A 1541-nucleotide genomic window follows, 5' to 3' on the forward strand; every position below is an offset into this window, starting at 1 on the left:
GAGGTGCTGACGCGCTGAGCGGCGGGGCGCCTCCGGCGGCCGGACGCGACGTGGGCCCGCCCGGCCGCCGGTGAGGCGGTCGCGCGGGCCCGTCTCGTCCCGCCCCTGTCGGTGCGGGCGGGTGTCGGACCGTCAGTGCCGGCCGGAGGCCGGCGGGTCAGCGCCGGGCGCGGGCCCGGCTCACGCCCATGCCCGCCAGGGCCAGGGCGACCACACAGCAGAGGGCGCCCACGATGACGTTGCTGACATTGGCGCCCGTGGTGAACGGGTGCCCGGACACGACCCAGGGCGAGATGATCGTCCAGGCGCCGATGGCCAGCGCGGCCCAGCTCATGGCGTGGGTGCGCTCGTAGGCCGATCCGAAGCCGCCGACCAGGGCGGCGAAGGCGACACCGGTGATGAGGTTGTTGACGGTCAGGGTGGAGAAGCCGTTGAAGCCGACGATCCAGGGCGAGGCGGCCAGGTAGACGCCGCACAGCAGGGCGAGAGCCTCCACGGCCTGGGCGGCGGGCATCGCCGTCGTCTCCTCGGAGTGGGCGCGGAGCGCCATGATGTCCGGGTGCTGCTCGATCCGGGGTGACGTAGGGGCGGTCACGTCAGCCACCTTCCTTCCCAAACGAGAATTCGGACCTTCTTGTAGTTTAACCGGATTGGTCGCAACTTCACCCGAAAGGACCTTTCAGTCGAGAGAGTGGTGAATAGTCCGTTCCAGTGACCTGCCCACGTCGGCGCGTACCGGACGGATGTGCGGGGAAGGCATTGCCTTCCGGGGCCGGCGCGCCCGGCCCGTCGCACGGCACCTCAGGGGGAGGTACCACCCATGGACAACCCCACAGGGCAGGAAGAACGGCTCCAGCCGCGCATACCGGTCCTCGACACCACGTCGGGCCCCACGCCCGCCGGCCCGCCCGCCCGGCGCGCCGCACCACGCGTCGAGTACGACGCACCGGGCGACGAGGACGATCCCGAGCCGCACATCATCCGCGGCACGGACTGACACACACCGGCGGACCCGACCACCGGGCCCGCCGGCGCGGGCGACCCGCCCGCACCCTTGCCCGCACCCCGCCCGTACCCCGCGAGGACAACGCTCACGGGACGTTCCCCGGCCGGAAAGATCCCCGTGACCCGCGGCACGCCCCGGCCGCCGACAACAGCGGTATGCGCGTCGCCCTCGTCACCGCGTCGTATCCCCCGGACGTCAACGGCATCGCCCACCAGACCTGGGAGACCGCCCGGCAGTTGGCGCTCAGCGGCCACGAGCCGCTGGTCGTCGCGCCCGCCCGGCCGTCCGCCCGGTGCGCCGGCGGTACTCCGGACGACGACGGCGTCTTCCGTGAACGCGGCGCGCCCGTCGTCCGCGTCCCCACCCTGCCGCTGCCGGGGCACCCCGCCGCCGGCCGCCGCCCACCGCTGCCCGGCGGCCGGCTGGCCCGGGCGCTCGCCGCCCACCGGCCGCACGTCGTCCACCTGGCCGCATCGGGCCGGCTCGGCGCGCGCGGCCTGGCCGCCGCAGCCCGGCTCGGCGTCCCCGCCGTCGC

Annotated in this window: 3 protein-coding genes; 2 read left to right on the forward strand and 1 reads right to left on the reverse strand. The window is 74.8% G+C overall.

Going from position 1 to position 1541, the window contains the following annotated elements; translation table 11 throughout:
* Window positions 1-157: 157 nt before the first annotated feature.
* A complete protein-coding gene (locus JNW98_RS35580; protein ID WP_223772387.1) occupies window positions 158-595 on the reverse strand; it encodes an SPW repeat protein in 438 nt (145 codons plus the stop codon).
* A 225-nt stretch (window positions 596-820) separates the two neighbouring features.
* Here JNW98_RS35580 and JNW98_RS35585 point away from each other — a divergent pair, with 225 nt between their 5' ends.
* Together JNW98_RS35585 and JNW98_RS35590 are read left to right on the forward strand one after the other, a co-directional pair.
* Window positions 821-997: a hypothetical protein gene (locus JNW98_RS35585; RefSeq protein ID WP_223772388.1), complete on the forward strand. Its 177-nt coding sequence runs from the start codon at window positions 821-823 to the stop codon at window positions 995-997.
* A gap of 164 nt (window positions 998-1161) precedes the next feature.
* A partial coding sequence (locus JNW98_RS35590; protein WP_223772389.1) for a glycosyltransferase occupies window positions 1162-1541 on the forward strand: 380 nt, incomplete at its 3' end.

The organism is Streptomyces huiliensis, from assembly GCF_020037025.1.
Classification (GTDB): domain Bacteria; phylum Actinomycetota; class Actinomycetes; order Streptomycetales; family Streptomycetaceae; genus Streptomyces; species Streptomyces huiliensis.